The sequence below is a fragment of the Bacillus sp. EB106-06-01-XG163 genome (genome assembly GCF_058791615.1).
This window is the reverse complement of record NZ_JBYTDS010000019.1, coordinates 38,759-55,087: the sequence shown is the minus strand read 5'-3', so window position 1 is coordinate 55,087 and position 16,329 is coordinate 38,759. Positions and strand designations below refer to the sequence as shown.

Sequence of the window (16,329 nt, the reverse complement as noted above, 5' to 3'; positions counted from 1 at the left end):
AACACGGAAGTTAAGCTCTTCAGCGCCGATGGTAGTCGGGGGTTTCCCCCTGTGAGAGTAGGACGCCGCCAAGCTATATTATGGTAAAGGCAGCTCATCATGAGCTGCCTTTTTTGTTTTTGAATAAAAACAAAACAAACACCGAAATACGGAAACGCCCATATACTAATTGCAAACTTCAAAAAGGTCCAAATTGTGTATACAATCAACAGCTTAAGGGAAGGCTATTCATACGGAGGTGGGCAAAATGAATGAAACGTCCAGCCATGAAGAAACATGTATTGTGTGTGAAACCAAAAAAAGCAGGGGAATCCATATTTATACGAAATTTATATGTTTAGAGTGTGAGAAGAAAGTAGTTTCCACTCCGACCTCTGATCCGAATTATGAATTTTTCGTTCGTAAACTGAAAAGCCTTCATACACCGACGTTATATTCTTAACCCTGAAAAGGGTCTTTTTTTTGCCTGAAATCAGAGGAGTTTTTACACTTTTTATAAAAGAACTGATACGATAAGAAGAGGAACTTGTTTAGACATGGAATGTAATAGATAATACTGATAAAAGTGAATAAATAGGAGTCGATCAAGTATGAAACCGTTTATTCAATATATGAAATGGACGCTTTGCGGCAGCACAGTTTTTGTATTAGCGGGGATAACCTTCTTTACGATAGGGCATCAGCCTTTTCTGTATTCGCTTTTATATGGGGCAGCCGGCGGAGCCGCTGTCAGTGCGGCCGGCCTGTGGAATGCGAAGCGTCTCTTTTTAAAAAAACACCGGCTGACAAGAAAAGAATATGCTTATATCAAGGAAAATCTTGAGGAAGCAAAGGGTAAAATCATCCGATTACGCAGGGCGCTTTTTCGCTCTAAAAGTATACAAATGCTGAAGCAGAATGCAGAGATACTGCGGATAACCCGACGAATATATCTGCTCACAAAGCAGGAGCCGAAGCGTTTTTATCAGGCAGAGCGTTTCTATTATCAAACGCTTGATTCTGTTGTAGAACTGACGGAAAAGTATGCTCTGCTCTCCTCACAGCCGCGAAAAAATAAAGATTTATCAATGTCCTTGAGTGAGACGAGGATGACTCTGGCAGGGCTTTCCAGAAGGCTGGAAGAGGATCTTCATGAACTGATGAAGGAGGACATCGACGACCTGCACTTTGAATTAGATATGGCAAAGCATTCACTGAGAAAATAAGAAAGGAAGAAGGAAATGGCCAAAGACCGTTCCGACGACAGCATGGGCGCCCAAAATGACCAGACCCCTCTAAAGCTTGCAGATACGCTGCCGGAAGAAAAAAGAGAAGCGGCACTTCAGCTCGCTGAAAAACTGGACCCTGAGAACATGCAAAGCATTGTTTTGTTTGGTTCACAGGCGCAGGCGAATCTTCTGGAATTTTCCCATACGATGATAGAGCACGTGCAAAGAAAAGATGCAGGAGAGATGGGACAAATATTGGCTGATCTGATGATGAAGCTTGACCAGGTAAACCCTGATGATCTGCAGATGAAGAACAAAGGGTTTTTCGCCCGGCTGTTTAAAAGGGTGTCCGGTTCTGTGCAGGAAGTGCTTTCGAAATATCAAAAGACAAGTGTGCAGATTGACCGTATCAGCAGAAGGCTGGAACATTCTAAAAATGTGCTGTTGAGTGACAATAAATTGTTAGATCAGCTGTACGCCCAAAATAAACAATACTTTACTGATTTAACTATGTATATAGTAGCGGGGGAATTAAAATTAGATGAGCTGAAAACAAAGCTGATACCCGAAGCGGCAAGAAAAGCCGAATTACAAAAACACAATCAAATGGCCGCGCAGGAAGTGAATGATCTTCGCCAGTTTGCCGACCGTCTGGATAAGAGGGTGCATGATCTGCTGCTGAGCAGGCAGATTACGCTTCAGAGTGCGCCGCAAATCCGCCTGATTCAAAACACGAATCAGGCACTGGCAGAGAAAATTCAGTCCTCCGTTGTTACGGCTATTCCTTTATGGAAGAATCAAGTCGCCATCGCGCTGACGCTTATGAGGCAGCGGAGTGCGGCAGATGTGCAGCAGAAGGCGGCGGATACGACAAATCAATTGCTGCTGAAAAACGCTGAACTTCTGAAAACAAGTACAGTCGAGACCGCGAAAGCCAATGAGCGCGGACTTGTTGAGGCAGAAACCCTCAAAAAAGTGCAGGAAAGCTTAGTCAGCACACTTGAAGAAATCATGTCTATTCAAGCAGAAGGCAGGATGAAACGCAGGCGTGCCGAGGAGGAGCTTGTTATCATGGAAGGCGATTTAAAAAAGAAGCTGCTTGATATGAGGTCCGGCCGGGATAACGGCTAGATGGCAAAAAGTCTTAGCTTTAAGTTGGCTCGCAGGCACGATATAATAAGAAAGACAGGCAAAGGATTTGTTTAAAAATGGACACACCTTTATATACAGCGCTGATGAAGCATGCGCACCGAAATACGTATTCTTTTCATGTTCCGGGACATCACAATGGAGATGTCTTTTTTGATGAAGCCAAATCTGTATATCAATCTCTTTTATCTATTGATATGACTGAGATCACGGGTCTTGATGACTTGCATCACCCGACGGGGGTCATTAAGGAAGCGCAGGATTTGGTGAGCAGATTTTACGGCTCTCAGGAAAGTTTCTTTCTCGTCAATGGAACGACCGCCGGCAATCTGGCGATGATTTTAGCTGTTTGTGAACCGGGTGAACCCATTCTGATCCAGCGTAATTGTCACAAGTCTGTTTTCCATGCGGCGGCATTGGCCGGAGCCAAGCCGGTTTATTTGGCGCCGGAAATCGATGAAAACATACATGTGCCGGCACATGTATCCCTTTCAGTCATCGAAAAAGCGCTGGCGTCATATCCGAACGCGAAAGGACTTGTTCTGACCAATCCGACTTACTACGGGCATGCTGCCGATTTGACTGCGGCAGTTAACAAAGCCCATTCATACGGCGTTCCTGTACTGGTGGATGAGGCTCATGGGGCTCACTTTGTGTTAGGCCAGCCTTTCCCGCCTTCATCATTGGCTATGGGGGCAGACGCCGTTGTTCAATCGGCTCACAAAACGCTTCCGGCTATGACGATGGGGTCTTACTTTCATTTGAACAGCACCAGAATTGACAGAGATCGATTAACTTATTATGTAAGCAGTTTGCAAAGCAGCAGCCCGTCATACCCGATTATGGCATCTTTAGATACGGCGCGCGCTTATGTGCAGGATATTGCTGAAAAAGGGACACTTCCCGTTCATATGGAGCACATTGAGAAAATCAAACGAAGGTTCGCATCAATTTCTTCTATTGAAATAATCGAGCCTTCTGGATATGGGCTGCGGGCGGACCCGTTAAAATTAATTCTTCGGTCAAAGCTCGGACATTCCGGCTATTCATTACAACGGATTTTGGAGAGTGAAGGCATTGTTGCCGAGCTGGCTGACGAGTACCAAGTATTGCTCGTACTGCCGATAGGCGGCCGGCGGATGATAGAACAGGCAACCGTAAGAAACATACAGCAGAAACTGGAGAATACACCGCCCGATAAATTGCCGGATGCCGTGAATTGGACATTTCCGTCCATATCGACACTTGAATACCCGCAAAATGAGATGCGGAAGTTTACAAAAGAGCCTGCAGATATAAATAAGGCGGCCGGGCGCTTGCATGCGGGCAACATTATTCCTTATCCGCCGGGAATTCCGCTGATCATGGACGGAGAACGGATAACAGAAGAGATCGTACAAAAGCTTTCCCGTTTAATCGGCATGGACGCGCATATTCAAGGCTTGTTAAACGGGGAACAATTACTTGTCTATATAGAAGAGGAGAAATCATGAGCGGTTTATTTATAACATTTGAAGGTCCTGAAGGTGCAGGGAAAACGACTGTGCTTCAGGAAATGAAAGAGATTCTGTCGGCAGAGGGGCTCCCGGTGACAGCGACAAGAGAACCGGGCGGCATCGACATTGCGGAACAGATCAGAGAAGTGATCTTAAATAAAAACAATACACTGATGGATGCCAAAACGGAGGCGCTGCTTTACGCTGCGGCGAGAAGACAGCATTTAGTCGAAAAGGTGCAGCCTGCATTGAAAGAAGGCCGCATTGTGCTGTGCGATCGTTTCATCGACAGTTCGCTGGCTTACCAAGGCTATGCGAGAGGGCTCGGCATTGATGAAGTCCTTTCTATCAACCAGTTTGCAATCGGCGATACGATGCCTGATGTCACCATCTATTTTTCTATTGAGCCGGAAGAAGGGTTGAAACGGATTACGTCGAATGATTCAAGAGAGAAGAATCGTCTCGATCTTGAGGCCCTGCACTTTCATACGAAAGTACGGGAAGGATACCAAAAGGTAATGCAGCGTTTTCCGGAAAGATTCCATACAATCGACGCATCGAAAAAGAAGGAACTCGTCATTCAGGACGCACTTCAAGTGATAAATGAAGCATTGAAAAAAATTCAGTTGTGACCTGTTTCTCATAAGTTGCTATAATGAATGTAACGATAATGTTCTTTCCAACCTAAAGGGGGCCTAGAGAATGAAACTAATAGTGGCAGTGGTGCAGGATCAGGACAGCAACAGGCTTTTGAAAGTATTAACCGACCACAACTTCAGGGTGACGAAGCTTGCGACAACAGGCGGATTCCTTAAATCAGGCAATACGACGTTTATGATCGGGGTGGAAGATATCCGTGTCGATAAAGCGCTCAGCCTCATTAAAGAGAATGGCTGTAAACGTGATCAGATGATTGCCCCGGTATCCCCGATGGGCGGGAATGCGGATTCCTACGTTCCATATCCCGTCGAAGTGGAAGTCGGCGGAGCGACGGTCTTTGTCCTCCCGGTCGATGAATTTCATCAATTTTAAGGATTTGACGACGTGAAAATAAATTCTGACTTACGTACATTTATTGAGAAAAAGCAGCAGCCTGCTTATAAAGCGGCAGAGCTTTCCGGAACATTTAAAAGTTCAATGGACAGCCAAAGCAGCAAGCTGAAATTTGATCAGCTGAGCAGGTTCTTAACGGATATAGAAACGTTCGGGAAAAGGCTGACGAAGTCGAGAAACTTCAAAGACTTAGCGAAATTCAAAGGATTGGTAAAACGTTTTGTAAAAGAGGCCGTAGACAGCGGATTATCGCATGAGACGGAGAAAAGCTTTGACCTGTACGGCAGCAGCCGGACTCTGGGGCTTGTGAAAGAAATAGATGAAAAACTGCTTCAGCTGACAGAAGAAATGTTAGATCAGGAAAAACCGGCAATTGATTTGCTGGATCGAATCGGAGAAATAAAAGGTTTATTGATTAACCTTTACACATAGAGAGTGATACAATGGCAATATCATGGAAGGAAATGACCGGGCAGCAGCCCAGAGTGATGCGGCTTTTGCATAACAGCATTGAAAAGAAAAGGCTTTCTCACGCATATCTGTTTGAAGGCAAAAAAGGAACGGGCAAATTGGATGCTGCACTGCTTCTCGCAAAAAGCTTTTTTTGCCTTGAAGACGGGACTGAGCCTTGCGGGGAGTGCCGGAACTGTAAGCGTATTGAATCCGGAAACCATCCCGACCTGCATGTGGTTCAGCCCGACGGATTATCCATTAAAAAGGCTCAGATCCAATCGCTTCAGGAAGAGTTTTCTAAAACAGGACTGGAATCGCATAAAAAGCTGTACATTATATCCCATGCGGATCAAATGACGACAAATGCAGCAAACAGTCTGCTGAAATTTTTAGAGGAGCCGAGTCAAGACACCATCGCAATTCTTATTACTGAGCAGCTCCACCGAATACTGGATACCATCGTTTCGAGATGTCAGGTTCTCCCGTTCCAGCCGCTTCAGCCGAAAGCCATAGAAGAAAGACTGATTGAACAGGAAGTGAGCCCTCACATGGCCCGGCTCTTAGCAAATATGACAAATAATATTGCGGAAGCAGTCGAATTAAGTCGAAATGATGAGTTTGCAGAGTCCAGAGCGAAAGTGATAAAATTGTATGAAGTCTTACATCAGCGGAAAGGACATGCCTTTTTCTTCATTCAGGATCAGTGGGTGCCCTTTTTCAAAGAAAAAACCCATCAAGAAATGGGTCTTGATATGCTCTTATTGATATACCGTGATGTATTATCCATCCAAATTGGAAATGAAGATAAACTGATTTATCAAGACTTATTCCAATCAATAAAACAGCATGCGCTGCAATTTACACAACAAAGCGTTACGAACCAAATTCTCGCTGTTTTAGAAGCAAAAAAACGGCTTCATTCCAATGTGAATGTGCAGGGATTAATGGAGCACTTGGTGTTAACGTTGCAGGAGGGATAAGCTTGTACAACGTAATAGGCGTCCGCTTTAAAAAAGCGGGGAAAATTTATTATTTTGATCCGAACGGATTTGATATAGAACAAGACAGCTGCGTCATTGTTGAAACCGTAAGAGGTGTCGAATACGGGCAGGTTGTCATCGCAAATAAACAAGTGGACGAGCATGATGTTGTGCTTCCGCTTCGAAAGGTCATACGCGTTGCTGATGAACGCGATCTTCTCATTGTAGAAGAAAACAAACAGGAGGCCCTGTCCGCTTTTGAAGTCTGTCAGAAAAAAGTGGCTGACCACGGCTTAGATATGAAGCTGGTTGATGTTGAGTTTACATTTGACCGCAATAAAGTCATTTTTTACTTTACAGCAGACGGACGGGTTGATTTCAGGGAATTGGTCAAAGACTTGGCTTCTATCTTTAAAACGAGAATCGAATTGCGCCAAATCGGGGTGAGGGACGAGGCGAAAATGCTCGGCGGTATCGGACCATGCGGGAGAATGCTTTGCTGCTCCACGTTCCTCGGTGATTTTGAACCGGTGTCCATCAAAATGGCGAAGGATCAAAATTTATCGTTGAACCCAACGAAGATTTCCGGTCTGTGCGGCCGTTTGATGTGCTGTTTGAAGTACGAAAATGATGAGTATGAGACGGCAAAAGAACAGCTGCCGGATTTAGGCGAAATGATTACGACGGCAAACGGCCCCGCAAAGGTTGTCGGTCTTAATATTCTGGAACGGGTGCTTCAGGTGGAACTGAAGAATCGTGAAAAAGTGATAGAATATACTTGGGAAGAGCTCTTGGAAGAGGGCGTCGTATCCGCACAAACCACAGATTAACGAGGTGTGGAACCTTGGATAAAAAAGAGTTATTTGATACTGTCATAAACCTGGAGGAACAAATCGGTTCGCTGTACCGTCAGCTGGGTGACTTAAAGCAGCATATCGGCGAAATGATTGAAGAGAATCACCATCTTCAGCTTGAAAATAAGCATTTGCGTAAGCGGCTTGATGATACGACAGAGCAAATTGAGAAATTCAAAGCCGATCAGAAAGAAACAAAAACACAGAAGGCAGAGCAGAGTGATATAGGAGAAGGGTACGACAATCTGGCCCGGCTGTATCAAGAAGGCTTTCATATTTGCAACGTCCATTATGGGAGCGTCCGCAAGGGAGATTGCCTTTTTTGTCTGTCCTTCTTAAATAAAAAATAAGGAAAAGGCTTCCGCTGATGTCGGAAGCCTTTTTCAAAGAGTGCCGAAAGGAATAAGATTATGGTTTCATTACGTGATGATGAAAGATTGGATTACTTATTAGCAGAGGATATGAAAATAGTACAGAGTCCGACGGTTTTCGCTTTTTCATTAGATGCCGTGCTGCTGTCTAAGTTTGCATACGTTCCGATTCAAAAGGGGAACATCGTTGATTTATGCACGGGGAACGGCATTGTGCCGCTTTTGCTCAGCACAAGGTCAAAAGCTGATATCACCGGGGTTGAAATTCAGGAACGCTTGTATGATATGGCGCTCCGAAGCGTGGAATACAACGGGCTGGGCGGTCAGATCAGTCTCATTCATGATGATCTGAAAAATATGCCGGAAAGACTCGGACATAATAAATATGATATTGTCACCTGCAATCCGCCTTATTTTAAAACACCGAAAGAGGCGGAGCAGAACCTGAACGAGCATCTCAGAATCGCAAGGCACGAAATTCTTTGCACGCTTGAAGATGTGATTTCCGTCAGCAGCAAACTGCTGAAGCAAGGCGGAAAAGCGGCTCTCGTTCATCGGCCGGGGAGGCTTTTGGAAATCTTTGAATTAATGAAAGCGTACCGAATAGAACCGAAACGGGTTCAGTTTATTTATCCGAAACAAGGTAAAGAAGCGAATACCATTTTGGTTGAAGGAATTAAAGGCGGCCGCCCTGATCTCAAAATTCTTCCCCCGCTGTTCGTATACAATGAACAAAATGAATATACGAAAGAGATCCGCACGATTTTATATGGAGACAAATAGTCATTTCTTTTATGTGCTGCTGTGCAATGACAACAGTCTGTATGCCGGTTATACAAATGATCTGCAAAAACGGCTGAAAACCCACAATGAGGGAAAGGGCGCGAAGTACACAAGGGCGCGTAGGCCGGTTTCGTTATGCCATGCGGAATCATTTGAAACAAAACGGGAAGCGATGCAGGCGGAATACCGTTTTAAGCAGCTGACCCGAAAGAAAAAAGAGCAATATATAGAAGAAAAACGACGCAGCAAGGAGGCTGTATATGTTAAGACGCCAGATGAGTTTTAACGGAAAATCTGAAATGGGAACTCTGTACCTTGTTCCTACACCGATCGGCAATTTGGAGGACATGACCTTTCGTGCAGTAGAGACGCTGAAATCGGCCGATGTCATAGCTGCCGAAGATACGAGACAGACGAAAAAGCTGTGCCATGTTTATGACATAGAAACATCTCTCATCAGCTATCATGAACATAATAAAGAAAGCAGCGGCCATAAAATCATTGAATGGCTGAAAAGCGGAAAGAATGTGGCATTGGTCAGTGATGCCGGCATGCCGACAATTTCCGACCCGGGGGCTGAGATTGTGAGAGATTTCACCCAAATCGGCGGATATGTCGTTCCGCTCCCGGGTGCTAATGCGGCATTAACCGCGCTGACCGCATCAGGCATCACCCCGCAGCCGTTTTTCTTCTACGGATTTTTAAACAGACAGAAAAAAGAAAAGAAGAAAGAACTCGAAATCCTGAAAAAACGGCAGGAAACGATGATATTTTACGAAGCGCCGCACAGATTAAAAGAAACATTAATAGCAATGCATGACGTTTTGGGTAATCGAACCATCGCCGTCACGAGAGAATTAACGAAAAAGTACGAGGAATTCATCAGAGGAACCATCGCCGAGGTGATGGAATGGGCAAATGAAGATCAAATCCGCGGTGAGTTCTGTCTCGTTGTCGAAGGAAATCAAACCGCTGAACCGGATGAAGAGGAAAAGCCTTGGTGGACGGAGCTTTCTGAGAAAGAGCATGTGGAGCATTACATAAACGAAGGAGCATCTTCCAAACAGGCCATAAAACAAACAGCAGTAGATCGGGGCGTTCCGAAACGCGAGATTTATGACGCTTATCACATTCAATCATAAAAAAAACCGTTCTTGTATCGTAACAAGAACGGTTTTTGTATGAAATAGCTTATTTTTGGTTTTGAAGCTGGTTTTGAATTTCAGAGATGATTTGCTCAGCGCCTTCTTTGCTGAGTACCAATTTGCCGCCGGCAAGTTTAAGGTTATCATCAGAAACTTCACCAGTTACTTGGCAAGTCATGTTTGGTTTATATTTTTTAAGGATGATTTTTTCATCATCAACATAAATTTCAAGAGCGTCTTTTTCTGCGATGCCCAGTGTACGGCGAAGTTCGATAGGGATAACGACGCGTCCAAGTTCATCAACTTTACGTACGATACCAGTAGATTTCATTAACAGTCTCCTCCCGAGAGATAATTATTTTGTAGTTTATATTTTTCTTCGTCATTATTCGACAAAATTCCTTACATTCCTAGCATAACAAGGTTTCCAATAATCGTCAATCTTTTTGTTTACTATTGATTGTAAGAATTAGTTCTTATAGTAAGTAAAGCCTTGGAAATCCTGAAATAACAGGCTTTTTGACTGCTTTTTCGAACCTATTATCCTACTGAAAATCCTTTTAAATCAAGACTTTCGAACCAAGATGTTTTATATTAGTAGATTATATACGACAAATTTCGACATGTTAAGACTTTTTTTAATTTCAATAAAAATTTTTAATTTTATTTACTCTTTTACGCGCAGTACGTATATATCCTTGATCTTAAAGGCTAAGATGGTATCATAGATAGAGGACAAATATCAATATTGTATATCAAATAAAACCGCTCTCGTCCTTTGGGCGTGAGCTTTTCGACATTCTGAATGGGAGGTTGCAACATGCCGCAAGACAATAATACTTTTTATATTACAACCCCGATATATTATCCGAGCGGAAAATTACATATCGGCCATGCTTATACTACCGTGGCCGGCGATGCGATGGCGCGTTACAAAAGATTAAAAGGATTTGACGTACGCTACTTAACCGGAACGGATGAGCACGGACAGAAAATCCAGCAGAAAGCGGAGGAAGAGAATATCACGCCTCAAGCTTATGTGGATCGTGCAGTTGCTGAAATCCAAAAACTATGGAAGCAGCTCGACATTTCTCACGATGATTTCATCCGGACGACGGAAAGCCGGCACAAAGAAATTATCGAGAAAGTGTTTCAAAAACTTCTTGATAATGGTGACATTTACCTGGATGAGTATGAGGGCTGGTACAGCATCCCTGATGAAACATTCTATACGGAAACACAGCTGGTGGATGTAGAAAGAAATGAGAAGGGTGAGGTTGTCGGCGGAAAAAGCCCGGACAGCGGCCATCCGGTCGAATTAATCAAAGAGGAGTCATACTTCTTCCGCATGAGCAAATACGCAGACCGCCTGCTGAAGTTTTATGAGGAAAATCCTTCTTTCATCCAGCCTGAATCACGCAAAAATGAAATGATTAACAACTTCATTAAACCGGGGCTTGAAGATTTGGCCGTTTCCAGAACGACGTTCGACTGGGGCGTAAAAGTGCCGGGAAATCCGAAGCATGTCGTGTATGTATGGATTGACGCACTGTTCAACTATATTACAGCGCTCGGTTACGATACGGAAAATGATGAGCTTTACAAAAAGTACTGGCCGGCTGACGTCCACCTTGTCGGTAAAGAAATTGTCCGTTTTCATACCATTTACTGGCCGATTATGCTGATGGCGCTTGATCTCCCGCTCCCTAAGCAAGTATTCGCGCATGGCTGGTTATTGATGAAAGACGGAAAAATGTCGAAATCAAAAGGAAATGTCGTTGATCCGGTAACGTTAATTGAACGCTACGGCTTGGATGAACTTCGCTATTACCTGCTTCGCGAAGTACCGTTCGGTTCAGACGGTGTCTTTACGCCGGAAGGTTTCGTAGAACGGATTAATTATGACTTGGCGAACGACTTAGGAAACCTTCTGAATCGTACAGTTGCAATGATCCAAAAATATTTTGACGGTGAGATTGGTTCATATGAAGGAAATGTGACCGATTTTGATTCAGAGCTTTCTTCTGTAGCCGGTGAAACGGTTAAAGCTTATGAAAAGGCAATGGAAAACATGGAGTTTTCAGTCGCTTTATCAACGCTATGGCAATTAATCAGCCGTACGAACAAATATATTGATGAAACTGCTCCGTGGGTGCTTGCTAAAGACCAGGAAAAAGAAAAAGAATTACGTTCCGTCATGTATCATTTAGCTGAATCTTTACGTATCTCAGCCGTATTGCTCCAGCCTTTCTTGACACAAACGCCTGAAAAAATGTTTGCCCAGCTCGGAGTTGAGGATCAGTCTCTTAAAGCTTGGGACAGCATTCAGACATTCGGCCAATTGAAGAACGCGAAAGTGAAAAAAGGGGAACCGCTTTTCCCTCGTCTTGAAGCTGAAGAGGAAGTAGCTTACATCAAGCAAAAAATGCAAGGAACTGCTCCTGCTAAAGAAGAAAAGGCGGAAGAGCCGCAAGAAGCAGAGCGTCTTCCTGAAATTACGTTTGATCAATTTATGGATACAGAACTTCGCGTCGCAGAAGTCTTGTCCGCAGAGCCGGTGAAAAAAGCAGATCGGCTGCTGAAATTGCAAATTGATCTGGGCTTTGAACAGCGCCAAGTTGTATCAGGTATCGCGAAGCATTACACACCGGATCAGCTTGTGGGAATGAAGATCATTTGTGTAACGAATCTAAAACCGGTAAAACTGAGAGGCGAGCTTTCTCAAGGAATGATACTGGCAGGAGAATCGGACGGCGTACTAAAAGTTGTAGCTGTCGACCAGTCATTACCGAAAGGCACTCGAATTAAATAATAGATGCAAAAGGTGTTTCACGTGTAACATTCCGTCGAACACCTTTTGTTTTTCAACAAGAAAGGAGTTTTTATGATGCTTTTTGATACACATGCGCACTTAAATGCCGAGCAATTTGACACAGACTTAGAGGAAGTCATTGCGCGTGCAAAGGCTGAAAAAGTTGAACGGATCGTCGTTGTCGGATTCGACAAACCCACTATCACGCGTGCGATGGAGCTGATTGAGGAATATGACTTTATATACGCTGCGATCGGCTGGCATCCGGTAGACGCAATTGACATGACAGAGGAAGATTTATCATGGATTAAGGAACTGTCCTCTCACGAAAAAGTCGTGGCAATCGGAGAGATGGGCCTTGATTATCACTGGGATAAATCCCCAAAAGACGTTCAGAAAGAAGTATTCCGGAAACAAATCGCTCTCGCCAAAGAAGTGAACCTTCCAATTATCATTCATAATCGTGATGCAACGGAAGATGTTGTCACGATTTTGAAAGAAGAGGGGGCGGAAGAAGTCGGCGGTATTATGCACTGCTTTACAGGGAGCGCGGAGGTTGCGCGGCAGTGTATGGATATGAATTTTTATATTTCATTCGGCGGACCGGTTACCTTCAAAAATGCGAAGAAACCAAAAGAAGTAGCAAAGGAAATTCCGAATGACCGTTTGCTGATTGAAACGGACTGTCCTTTCCTGACACCGCATCCTTTCCGCGGTAAACGAAATGAGCCAAGCTACGTAAAATATGTTGCTGAACAGCTCGCTGAATTAAAAGGGCTGACATATGAAGAAATTGCCTCAATTACAACCGAAAACGCAAAAAGACTTTTCCGCATGAACTGACAGAATGCGCTGTCGTAACGTGTAAAGGCTTGTCCGATTCAGTGGATATGTAAAACGGTTCTACAAGCTTCCTTCTCCTCATAAGATAGGTTGTCGATATGTCTCTCTTCCTTTTTTTGCTTTGTTTTTGCATAATGAGGGATACGCTGAAGGTTTTTCATCTTCGAGATGGGAGGGTTGACAGCATTTTAGATACTCTATATAATCTCTCCGAGGAGAAGGAGGCGTTTTTCATCACACAAAAAATGAAAAAACTGTTTTCCGTAAAGCTTGGTAAAAGCAAGGTTATTCTTATTGCAGCTATTATTCTGCTGGGCGGAACCGGGACTGCATACGGGGCACATGAGCTCTCAAAACAATCAGTTTCTGTTTCTATCAACGGCAAGAAAAAGCAAATACGCACTCATGCAAAAACGGTTGGGGAACTTCTGGAAGATTTACATATAGAGACGAGAAATGAAGACCGGATTACCCCGTCTAAGCAGACAGCATTGGCAGACAACATGAATGTCGTGTATGAAGCTGCAAAGCAGATCCGTGTGACAAGAGGCGGAGAAGAAAAGACTTTATGGTCAACGGCAAAAACAGTCGGCGCATTTCTGAACGAACAGCATACACCTGTGAATCAGCACGATAAAATAGATCCAGCAGCAGATACGAAAGTGACAAACGGCATGAAAGTCACGGTCGACCCGGCTTTTCAGGTCACTGTAAATGATGCGGGAAAGAAAAAGAAAATATGGACGACTTCGACTACGGTCGCTGACTTTTTAACGCAGCATAAGATGGACATGAAAGACGAAGATAAAGTAAAACCGGCATTACACGAAAAGCTCACAAAAAATCAGGCCGGCATACAAATCACTCGTATCGAAAAAGTCACCGATGTAGTTGAGGAAAAAATAGCGTATCAAGTGAAAGAAAAAGAAGATGCGTCTCTCGACAGCGGGAAAGAAAAGATCGTTCAAAAAGGAAAAGAAGGCAAACTTAAAAAGCATTTTCATGTTGTCAAAGAAAATGGAAAAGAAGTTTCAAGAAAGCTTGTTAAAGAAGAAACATCTGAAAAAAGCAAAGATCAGATCATTGCGGTCGGCACAAAGCGGCACAGTCCCAAGATTGAGCAGCTCAGTGCACCTGTGAAGGCATCTTCTGGCGAAACCGGATCTTCCGGTAAAGTAATTACCGTGTCTTCCACGGCTTATACCGCAAGCTGCAGCGGCTGTTCCGGCCATACGGCTACAGGCGTTAACCTGACAAGCAATCCGAATGCTAAAGTCATTGCGGTAGACCCAAGCGTCATTCCGCTTGGCACAAGAGTCCACGTAGACGGATACGGGGATGCCGTGGCCGCTGATACAGGCTCAGCCATTAAAGGAAGACGGATTGATGTCTTTTTCCCTGAAAAATCTTCAGCTTACCGCTGGGGAAAGAAACAGGTCAAAATAAAAATCTTAAATTAATTCCGATTCACTCAGAGGGTTTTGCGCCCTCTGTTTTTTTCGTTATAATAGGTAAAGTGTATTTTCAGTATATTAGACGTGACATGTAAGCAAAGGTTTCGTTTTGGATATAAAAAGTTTTTTTGGAGGAAGTAATGAAAATTAAAGAAATTATTGTAGTCGAGGGACGCGATGACACTGCGCGCATAAAACTTGCCGTTGATGCGGATACGATCGAGACAAACGGTTCCGCAATCGGAGACGAAGTCATCAGACAGATTCGGCTGGCGCAGGAAACGAGAGGGGTCATCGTACTGACGGACCCGGATTTTCCGGGGGAAAAGATCCGGAAAACCATTTCTGAAGCAGTACCCGGCTGTAAACACGCATTTCTGCCCAAACATCTTGCCAAACCGAAAAACAAGCGCGGCATTGGCGTTGAGCACGCATCCATTGAAAGCATCAGAGCATGTCTGGAAAATGTGCATGAAGAGATGGAGGCAAAGCCGAGTGAGATTTCAGCTGAAGATGTCATACAGGCCGGTCTGATCGGCGGACCGGCTGCCAAAAGACGCCGCGAACGATTGGGCGACCTGCTGAAGATCGGCTATACAAACGGCAAGCAGCTTCAAAAACGGCTGCAAATGTTTCAAATCAAAAGAAGTGATTTTATTGATGCGCTCGATGCTATGAGGCAGGAGGAACAGGATGAACAATAAAGATATCGCGACACCTATCAGAACGAAGGAAATTCTGAAAAAGTACGGTTTCTCTTTTAAAAAGAGTCTGGGACAGAATTTCTTAATTGATACAAATATATTGGACAGAATTGTGGACCATGCGGAAATTACGGATCGGACCGGAGTCATTGAAATCGGGCCCGGAATCGGCGCGCTGACAGAGCAGCTTGCCAAACGGGCGAAAAAGGTCGTCGCGTTTGAAATTGATCAGCGCCTGCTGCCCATTCTCAATGATACGCTGTCTCCGTATGACAATGTAACGATCATTCATCAAGATGTGCTGAAAGCAGACGTCAAATCTGTCATTGAAGAGCATTTTCAGGATTGTGATGAAATTATGGTCACGGCGAATCTCCCATATTATGTGACGACGCCGATCATCATGAAGCTCTTGGAAGAACATCTTCCGTTAAAAGGAATTGTCGTGATGCTGCAAAAAGAGGTCGCTGAACGGATGGCGGCTGATCCTTCCTCTAAGGAGTACGGATCGCTTTCCATTGCGGTTCAATTCTATACGGAGGCCAAAACCGTCATGACCGTCCCGAAAACGGTGTTTGTGCCTCAGCCTAATGTCGATTCTGCCGTCATCCGTCTCTTGCTTCGTGACGGCCCGGCGGTTGACGTCGATAATGAACCGTTTTTCTTCCAGCTGATTAAAGCAAGCTTCGCACAGCGCCGGAAAACCTTGCTTAACAACCTTGTGAACAATCTTCCGGGCGGAAAAGAGAAAAAAGCTCAAATTGAAGAAGTTCTTCAAGAAACGAATATTGACGGAAAGCGGCGCGGTGAATCCCTGTCCATAGAAGAATTCGCGCTCCTGTCCAACGGATTGCATAAAGCCCTTTTCTAAGAGGGCTTTTTGTTTTGCGTCACCACTTGGACTGCCGCTACATAGGCTAGAGGAGAACCTTATTCATTCAACTGCAAGAAAAGCTTGAAACATCAAGCGCCGCAGCGGAAAGAGGTGTATTTGCCAAGACTTCTTTCATGATGAGGCTTAGTC

19 protein-coding genes and 1 rRNA gene are annotated in these 16,329 nt (G+C 44.3%); 19 read left to right on the top strand and 1 reads right to left on the bottom strand.

Annotated elements, in window-relative coordinates; genetic code table 11:
- The 14 genes from rrf to rsmI form a co-directional block, all read left to right on the top strand.
- Nucleotides 1–74 (top strand): 5S ribosomal RNA (gene rrf, locus AC3WTF_RS18115); the annotation flags it as partial.
- A gap of 173 nt (nt 75–247) precedes the next feature.
- A complete protein-coding gene (locus tag AC3WTF_RS18110; protein ID WP_007409914.1) occupies nt 248–442 on the top strand; it encodes a sigma factor G inhibitor Gin in 195 nt (64 codons plus the stop codon).
- Nucleotides 443–590: 148 nt separating this feature from the next.
- A complete protein-coding gene (locus tag AC3WTF_RS18105) occupies nt 591–1,205 on the top strand; it encodes a 5-bromo-4-chloroindolyl phosphate hydrolysis family protein (protein ID WP_007409915.1) in 615 nt (204 codons plus the stop codon).
- 15 nt (nt 1,206–1,220) lie between these two features.
- Nucleotides 1,221–2,339, top strand: a complete 1,119-nt coding sequence (locus tag AC3WTF_RS18100) for a toxic anion resistance protein (RefSeq protein WP_434787621.1) — start codon at nt 1,221–1,223, stop codon at nt 2,337–2,339.
- A gap of 77 nt (nt 2,340–2,416) precedes the next feature.
- Nucleotides 2,417–3,850, top strand: a complete 1,434-nt coding sequence (locus AC3WTF_RS18095) for an aminotransferase class I/II-fold pyridoxal phosphate-dependent enzyme (RefSeq protein ID WP_020955207.1) — start codon at nt 2,417–2,419, stop codon at nt 3,848–3,850.
- Nucleotides 3,847–4,485: a dTMP kinase gene (gene tmk, locus AC3WTF_RS18090; protein WP_007409918.1), complete on the top strand. Its 639-nt coding sequence runs from the start codon at nt 3,847–3,849 to the stop codon at nt 4,483–4,485. The genes AC3WTF_RS18095 and tmk overlap by 4 nt, the downstream gene beginning before the upstream one ends.
- A gap of 70 nt (nt 4,486–4,555) precedes the next feature.
- Nucleotides 4,556–4,885: a cyclic di-AMP receptor DarA gene (gene darA / locus AC3WTF_RS18085; protein WP_004264734.1), complete on the top strand. Its 330-nt coding sequence runs from the start codon at nt 4,556–4,558 to the stop codon at nt 4,883–4,885.
- 12 nt (nt 4,886–4,897) lie between these two features.
- Nucleotides 4,898–5,338, top strand: coding sequence for a YaaR family protein (locus AC3WTF_RS18080; RefSeq protein WP_004264730.1), 441 nt, complete (start codon nt 4,898–4,900; stop codon nt 5,336–5,338).
- An 11-nt stretch (nt 5,339–5,349) separates the two neighbouring features.
- Nucleotides 5,350–6,339 (top strand): DNA polymerase III subunit delta', encoded by a 990-nt coding sequence (holB, locus tag AC3WTF_RS18075; protein WP_007409919.1) that lies wholly within the window; start codon nt 5,350–5,352, stop codon nt 6,337–6,339.
- A 2-nt stretch (nt 6,340–6,341) separates the two neighbouring features.
- Nucleotides 6,342–7,169 (top strand): competence/sporulation regulator complex protein RicT, encoded by an 828-nt coding sequence (ricT, locus tag AC3WTF_RS18070; protein WP_004264723.1) that lies wholly within the window; start codon nt 6,342–6,344, stop codon nt 7,167–7,169.
- A gap of 14 nt (nt 7,170–7,183) precedes the next feature.
- On the top strand, nt 7,184–7,543 hold the full coding sequence (gene yabA, locus AC3WTF_RS18065; protein ID WP_004264720.1) for a DNA replication initiation control protein YabA: 360 nt from the start codon (nt 7,184–7,186) through the stop codon (nt 7,541–7,543).
- A gap of 60 nt (nt 7,544–7,603) precedes the next feature.
- Complete coding sequence (locus AC3WTF_RS18060) at nt 7,604–8,347, top strand: tRNA1(Val) (adenine(37)-N6)-methyltransferase (RefSeq protein WP_007409920.1); 744 nt, start codon at nt 7,604–7,606, stop codon at nt 8,345–8,347.
- Nucleotides 8,334–8,633: a GIY-YIG nuclease family protein gene (locus AC3WTF_RS18055; protein WP_007409921.1), complete on the top strand. Its 300-nt coding sequence runs from the start codon at nt 8,334–8,336 to the stop codon at nt 8,631–8,633. The genes AC3WTF_RS18060 and AC3WTF_RS18055 overlap by 14 nt, the downstream gene beginning before the upstream one ends.
- Nucleotides 8,608–9,489 carry a 16S rRNA (cytidine(1402)-2'-O)-methyltransferase gene (gene rsmI, locus AC3WTF_RS18050; protein WP_020953847.1) on the top strand — a complete coding sequence of 294 codons (882 nt, stop codon included), beginning with the start codon at nt 8,608–8,610 and terminating at the stop codon, nt 9,487–9,489. Before AC3WTF_RS18055 ends, rsmI begins: the two co-directional genes overlap by 26 nt.
- 49 nt (nt 9,490–9,538) lie before the next feature.
- On the opposite strand, the gene abrB is transcribed toward rsmI, so the two are convergent.
- Nucleotides 9,539–9,829, bottom strand: coding sequence for a transition state genes transcriptional regulator AbrB (gene abrB / locus AC3WTF_RS18045; RefSeq protein WP_169510469.1), 291 nt, complete (start codon nt 9,827–9,829; stop codon nt 9,539–9,541).
- A 483-nt stretch (nt 9,830–10,312) separates the two neighbouring features.
- Here abrB and metG point away from each other — a divergent pair, with 483 nt between their 5' ends.
- The 5 genes from metG (at nt 10,313) to rsmA (ending at nt 16,176) form a co-directional block, all read left to right on the top strand.
- Nucleotides 10,313–12,304, top strand: coding sequence for a methionine--tRNA ligase (metG, locus tag AC3WTF_RS18040; RefSeq protein WP_011996169.1), 1,992 nt, complete (start codon nt 10,313–10,315; stop codon nt 12,302–12,304).
- 75 nt (nt 12,305–12,379) lie between these two features.
- Complete coding sequence (locus AC3WTF_RS18035; RefSeq protein ID WP_017419495.1) at nt 12,380–13,147, top strand: TatD family hydrolase; 768 nt, start codon at nt 12,380–12,382, stop codon at nt 13,145–13,147.
- Nucleotides 13,148–13,281: 134 nt separating this feature from the next.
- Nucleotides 13,282–14,607: a resuscitation-promoting factor gene (locus AC3WTF_RS18030; protein ID WP_023356663.1), complete on the top strand. Its 1,326-nt coding sequence runs from the start codon at nt 13,282–13,284 to the stop codon at nt 14,605–14,607.
- Between the two features lie 134 nt (nt 14,608–14,741).
- Entirely contained in the window at nt 14,742–15,305 is a 564-nt protein-coding gene (rnmV, locus tag AC3WTF_RS18025; protein ID WP_004264696.1) for a ribonuclease M5, read from the top strand.
- Nucleotides 15,295–16,176, top strand: coding sequence for a 16S rRNA (adenine(1518)-N(6)/adenine(1519)-N(6))-dimethyltransferase RsmA (gene rsmA / locus AC3WTF_RS18020; RefSeq protein WP_015239023.1), 882 nt, complete (start codon nt 15,295–15,297; stop codon nt 16,174–16,176). The genes rnmV and rsmA overlap by 11 nt, the downstream gene beginning before the upstream one ends.
- Nucleotides 16,177–16,329 lie beyond the last annotated feature (153 nt).